This window comes from Pseudomonas sp. 05T35 (genome assembly GCF_056396605.1).
Window position 1 is genome coordinate 1 of the sequence record NZ_JBFTLU010000363.1, and the last position, 4,671, is coordinate 4,671.

The 4,671-nt window shown below is 58.5% G+C and carries 6 protein-coding genes; 4 read left to right on the plus strand and 2 right to left on the minus strand.

Annotated features, from left to right (window positions below):
- Window positions 1–277: 277 nt before the first annotated feature.
- Window positions 278–538: an accessory factor UbiK family protein gene (locus AC1DH9_RS22730; protein WP_010465113.1), complete on the minus strand. Its 261-nt coding sequence runs from the start codon at window positions 536–538 to the stop codon at window positions 278–280.
- Between the two features lie 413 nt (window positions 539–951).
- On the opposite strand from AC1DH9_RS22730, the gene glnK reads away from it, so the two are divergent.
- The 4 genes from glnK (at window position 952) to sutA (ending at window position 3,729) form a co-directional block, all read left to right on the plus strand.
- The gene (glnK, locus tag AC1DH9_RS22735) at window positions 952–1,290 is read left to right on the plus strand and encodes a P-II family nitrogen regulator (RefSeq protein ID WP_002555808.1); all 339 of its coding nucleotides are present in this window, start codon (window positions 952–954) and stop codon (window positions 1,288–1,290) included.
- 33 nt (window positions 1,291–1,323) lie between these two features.
- Complete coding sequence (locus tag AC1DH9_RS22740; RefSeq protein WP_427529658.1) at window positions 1,324–2,661, plus strand: ammonium transporter; 1,338 nt, start codon at window positions 1,324–1,326, stop codon at window positions 2,659–2,661.
- A 213-nt stretch (window positions 2,662–2,874) separates the two neighbouring features.
- The gene (locus AC1DH9_RS22745; protein ID WP_427529659.1) at window positions 2,875–3,300 is read left to right on the plus strand and encodes a secondary thiamine-phosphate synthase enzyme YjbQ; all 426 of its coding nucleotides are present in this window, start codon (window positions 2,875–2,877) and stop codon (window positions 3,298–3,300) included.
- A 102-nt stretch (window positions 3,301–3,402) separates the two neighbouring features.
- Complete coding sequence (gene sutA / locus AC1DH9_RS22750) at window positions 3,403–3,729, plus strand: transcriptional regulator SutA (protein WP_427529661.1); 327 nt, start codon at window positions 3,403–3,405, stop codon at window positions 3,727–3,729.
- A 194-nt stretch (window positions 3,730–3,923) separates the two neighbouring features.
- On the opposite strand, the gene AC1DH9_RS22755 is transcribed toward sutA, so the two are convergent.
- A complete protein-coding gene (locus AC1DH9_RS22755; RefSeq protein ID WP_427538856.1) occupies window positions 3,924–4,634 on the minus strand; it encodes an HAD family hydrolase in 711 nt (236 codons plus the stop codon).
- Between the last annotated feature and the right edge of the window lie 37 nt (window positions 4,635–4,671).

Sequence of the window (4,671 nt, forward strand, 5' to 3'; positions counted from 1 at the left end):
CCCGAAGATCTCCCACACACAGCCGCCATAATTTGAGTCGGGAAAGAAGTGCCCGATATCAGATGTGGTCGCGGTGCATCGCAAGCTTTCCGGGTCGCCAAACCCAGTGCTGAATATTCAGCTGAGTTGAGCTTAGAAACCGGGGCTTGGCGGCGCAATCGGAAAGCGGTGGTGTTTTTGTAGGACTCAGCCTGGAAGTAGAGCTGAATCCAGAAATAGCAGGAGGGTCGTGCCGACCCTAATCGCGAGCAGGCTCGCTCCCACAGGGGGTTGTGGGTTATTCGGCGGGTGGATTCAACTTTGCTTCCAGCTCGGCGACTTTTGCCTCAAGGCTCTCAAGGCGTGCCCGGGTGCGCGCCAGGACGACCATCTGGCTGTCGAATTCTTCCCGGCTCACCAGGTCCAGTTTGCTGAAGCCGCTTTGCAGCAGGGCTTTGAACTGGCTTTCGATTTCGCTTTTTGGCAGCGGGGTTTCGCCGCTGAACAGACGGGAGGCCGTGCCGCTCAGGGCATCGAGGAAGTCTTTGGGTGCGAGCATGAGAAATGTCCTGGAAACAATGGCGGGCAGTGTATCACGCAGTGTCTATAGTCATTGGCGCAGGCATGAGTGCACGCTTTTCGCGCATGTTGCCGGGCGTTCGCGCACTGTTGTTGTGCGTATCGCCGGCAGTGATGGGGCATTGGCGCCTGCAGCAGCCGCCAAGGGATTGAAATCAATGGTTTTTCACGAGATGGCAAGCTTTCTGCTTAGTCCCTCGTGACCCATGCACTGATGCAGTCGCTGTGACGAATGCAGTGTGGCAGGCGGAGCGGGGAGTTTCGTCAGGAGCGGTTAACTGGGGTCAGTCGGAGAGTAGGGCCGACGATGCGTTACAAAGCCAGGCACTGCGCTTAGACTTGAGTCGGGTTTGTTTTCCTGGGGCAAGTCCACCAATTCGGGAGAGAGTTTTCATGAAGCTAGTCACTGCCATCATCAAGCCGTTCAAACTGGACGATGTACGCGAGTCGTTGTCCGAGATCGGCGTGCAGGGCATTACCGTCACTGAGGTCAAAGGCTTCGGTCGGCAGAAGGGTCACACCGAGCTGTATCGCGGCGCGGAATACGTGGTCGATTTCCTGCCCAAGGTGAAGATCGATGTCGCTATTGACGACAAGGATCTGGACCGGGTTATCGAGGCGATAACCAAGGCGGCCAACACCGGCAAGATTGGTGACGGCAAGATCTTCGTGGTCAATCTGGAACAGGCTATTCGCATCCGTACCGGCGAAACCGATACCGACGCAATCTAAGCCGCCAAACCCAACGCCCCAGGAGAAAACAAAATGACTCTGCGTAAATTCGCAGGGCTAGGAGCCCTGTTGTCCATCGTAATGCCTGGCCTGGCCATGGCGGCAGATCCGGTGGCTCCTCCAGTCCTCAATTCCGGCGATACCGCCTGGATGTTGACCTCTACTGCCCTCGTGCTGTTCATGACCATTCCAGGCCTCGCGCTGTTCTATGGCGGCATGGTTCGTTCCAAAAACGTTCTTTCGTTGATGATGCAGTGCTTCGCCATTACCGGCCTGGTCACCATCCTGTGGTTCCTTTACGGCTACAGCATGGCGTTTGACACCACGGGTATGGAAGTCAACGTCGTCAACCTCAATTCCTTTGTCGGCAGCTTCGCCAAGGCGTTCCTTGCTGGCATTACGCCTGCCAGTATTACCGGCCCTACGGCGCTGTTCCCCGAGGCGGTGTTTGTCACCTATCAGATGACCTTCGCCATCATCACCCCGGCGCTGATCGTCGGTGCCTTCGCCGAGCGGATGAAGTTCTCCGCAATGCTGGTGTTCATGGGCATCTGGTTCACCGTGGTTTACGCGCCGATCGCACACATGGTCTGGAGCGGTCCGGGTTCGCTGTTGGGCGACTGGGGCGTGCTCGACTTCGCGGGCGGCACCGTGGTCCACATCAACGCCGGTGTCGCAGGTCTGGTGGCGTGCCTGGTACTGGGCAAGCGCAAAGGCTTCCCGACCACTCCGATGGCTCCGCACAACCTCGGTTACACCCTGATGGGCGCCGCGATGTTGTGGGTGGGCTGGTTCGGTTTCAACGCAGGTTCCGCCGCAGCGGCCAACGGCACTGCCGGTATGGCCATGCTGGTAACTCAGATTGCTACCGCCGCAGCGGCCCTGGGCTGGATGTTCGCCGAGTGGCTGACCCACGGCAAACCTAGCGCACTGGGTATTGCTTCGGGCGTGGTTGCCGGTCTGGTTGCGATCACTCCGGCTGCGGGCACCGTTGGCCCGATGGGTTCGATGATCATCGGTCTGGCAGCGGGTGTGGTGTGCTTCTTCTGCGCCACGACCCTGAAACGCAAACTGGGTTACGACGACTCCCTCGACGCCTTCGGCGTGCACGGCATCGGCGGTATCCTCGGCGCGATCCTCACGGGTGTATTCGCGGCTCCGTCGCTGGGTGGCTTCGGCACCGTGACCGACATCGCGGCACAAGTCTGGATTCAGTGCAAAGGCGTGGGTTTCACGGTGATCTACACCGCGATCGCCACGTTCATCATCCTCAAGGTGCTCGACGCTGTCATGGGGCTGCGCATCACCGAGGAAGAGGAGTCTGTGGGTATCGATCTGGCACTTCACAACGAGCGCGGCTACAACATGTAAGCAAGCGCATAAAAATTTGCCCGGCTTGCCGGGCATTTTTTTGTCTGGGATTTGTCTCTGAAAGTACGGCTGAAAGGTTTTTTCGTACGCGTTTAGTGGTGTTTGTGGCGAGCGTTTTTCCGCGGCCAATGGCTTACATGATTGAAGGAATATTAGGGCCTTTGTTTTTTCCCAGAGCGCGCTAGAATGCGCCCCGAACGTGCGGAGAACTGTATGTGGCAACAGACTCTGATAACCCTGCGGGCACGGCCCCGGGGCTTTCATCTGGTAACGGACGAGTTACTCGCCGGCCTGCCTGAACTCCAGGCATGTCGGGTCGGTCTGTTGCATTTGTGGCTGCAGCACACCTCGGCGTCGTTGACCATCAACGAGAACGCCGATCCGGCGGTACGTCGCGACTTCGAACGGTTTTTCAATCGGCTGATCCCACAAGGAACAGCTGGCTATGAGCATAACGACGAAGGCCTGGACGACCTCCCGGCGCACTTCAAGGCCAGTTTGCTAGGCTGTCAGTTGAGTTTGCCGATAAGGGCGGGCCGATTGGCGTTAGGTAGCTGGCAAGGTGTTTATCTGGGCGAGCACCGCGATCATGGCGGTGCTCGCAAAGTCCTCGCCACCGTGCACGGTGAAGGGGCATAAACCGCTGGTTACCAGTGGATGTTGATTTTTTTCCGGCGGTCGTCGACAGACGACAAAGCTGGGCTATAACTAATCTGCTTTTCGCAAGTCATGAGGTAGAACATGAGCGACGATGATCTGGAAAACGACGACCTCGAAGTAGGCGACGAAGACGAGACCGAAGAAGGCCTGGAAGCAGCGGCGGAAGACGTTGCTGACGACGATGTCGGTGATGACACGCCGGTCCCGACGGCCAAAGGCAAGGCCAAGGCTGCGGTGTCGGTAGACGAGCTGCCGAGTGTCGAGGCCAAGAACAAAGAGCGTGATGCTCTGGCGCGCGCGATGGAAGAGTTCCTTGCCAAAGGCGGCAAGGTTCAGGAAGTCGAGGCCAACGTAGTGGCTGATCCGCCAAAGAAGCCTGATAACAAGTACGGCAGCCGGCCTATCTAAGCGCCTGCTACGTGCTTGCTGAAAAAGCCCGCCGTCGCTGCGGGCTTTTTCATGGGTGAAACAAAAGCCTGGGAATTGCGGTGATCCCCCGTGGGAGCGGGCTTGCTCGCGAAAGCGGACTGTCAGCCGACATCAATTCTGAATGTTATGCCCTCATCGCGAGCAGGCTCGCTCCCACAAGGTTGGTGTGTCATTCAAGGTCGGTGTTGGCTGTTCCACCGCGCCAACAGTGCCGGCAACTCGGTCAAACTGCGAATCTCGGCATCGGGCGCCTTGTCGGCTTCCCAGGCTTTACCGGCCGGGTTGAACCAGATCGCCCGCAATCCCGCCTGCTGAGCGCCGGCAATGTCATCGCCCGGATGATCGCCRATATGCACGGCGGCCTCTGCTGTTACATCGCCGCGTTTCAAGGCTTCGTGGAACAGTCGGGCATCGGGTTTGGCGATGCCGATATCTTCTGCGCACAAGATGAACTTGAAGTAATCCGCCAGCCCTAGCCGGCGCACATCCGCATTGCCGTTGGTGACCACGCCCAAGGCGTAGTGATTGGCCAGAACCTCCAGCGTCGGTTGCACCTCGGGGAAGATTTCCAGTTGATGCCGTGCATGCAAAAACACTTCGAAGCCCTGATCGGCCAGCTCGTTGGCCTGCTCATGGGCGTAACCGGCTTCTTCCAGTGCGTGAAACAGCACCCGGCGGCGCAGGGCGCTGATGCGGTGCTTGAGGCTTGGATCTTGACTCAATACCCGCTCACGAATCGTCCACAAATGATCGACCGGCAAGGCACCGAGGTTCGGCGTGTGCTCGGCCAGCCACTGGCGCAGCACTGCTTCAGCGCTGTCGATCACCGGGGCGGTGTCCCACAGGGTGTCGTCGAGGTCGAAGGTGATCAGTTGGATTGTCATTGCTCATCGCCTTTGATGCGTTTGGCCCGTGGATGGG